This is a genomic window from Actinomadura logoneensis, assembly GCF_003428695.1.
GTDB lineage: Bacteria > Actinomycetota > Actinomycetes > Streptosporangiales > Streptosporangiaceae > Spirillospora > Spirillospora logoneensis.
In genome coordinates this window covers 1-783 of record NZ_QURH01000412.1, presented here as the reverse complement: position 1 = coordinate 783, position 783 = coordinate 1, and the positions used below count along the sequence as shown (strand labels likewise).

The following is a 783-nucleotide window of genomic DNA, read 5'->3' as shown; positions in this document are numbered from 1 at the left end:
CTCTCCGGTCGGCGAGCCGGGCGGTCGGCGTTTCGGTGTGCTGCACGTCACGCAAGTTTTCGGCCCGCGCAATTTTGCAGGATGTGCAAGAAAGTCTAGAGTTGTCCGTATGACGGAGGAAATGGGCCTGCGCGAGCGCAAGAAGGCCGCGACCCGCGACGCGCTCAGCCGCGCCGCGGCGCGGCTGGCGCTCGAACACGGCGTGGAGGGGGTCACCGTCGACGCGATCGCCGCCTCGGCGGGCGTGTCGGCCCGCACCTTCCACAACTACTTCCCCGGCAAGGAGGAGGCGATCGTCGCGCCGCTCACCGACGCGGCCCGGGCGCTGCTGGCCGGCCTCGCCGGACGGCCCGCGGACGAACCCGTCTGGGAGTCGGTCCGCGCCGTCCTGCACGAGGTGGTCGCGCCGCCCGAGCGGTTCGAGGAGACGGTCGCGCTGATGCGCATCGTCAAGACCGACCCCGCGCTCGTCGCGTCCCAGCTGTGCGGGCTCGGCGAGATGCAGCGGGACGCGGCGGCGCTGATCGCCGCCCGCACCGGCGCCGACCCGGCCCGCGACCTCTACCCCCACCTGGTCGCCGGCGTCATGGGGCTGACGATGCGGGTCGTCGTGAACCTGTGGGTGGACGGCGGGGGCCGCGCCGACCTGCGCGAGCTGGTCGACTGCGCGCTGGGCCAGTTCCGCGCGGGCCTGCCCGCCCCGGCCCGGTCCGCTCCCGAGCCTCTCGCACCTCCTGCCGCTCCCGAACCTCCCGCCGCGCCCGCGGCTCCGGACGCGTCCGG

Annotated in this window: 1 protein-coding gene; it reads left to right on the top strand. The window is 74.6% G+C overall.

Translation table 11 applies throughout. The features are described from left to right. Window positions 1-109: 109 nt before the first annotated feature. Window positions 110-783, top strand: a 674-nt coding sequence (locus DZF91_RS23020) for an acyl-CoA-like ligand-binding transcription factor (RefSeq protein WP_117359475.1), incomplete at its 3' end; no start/stop codon positions are given.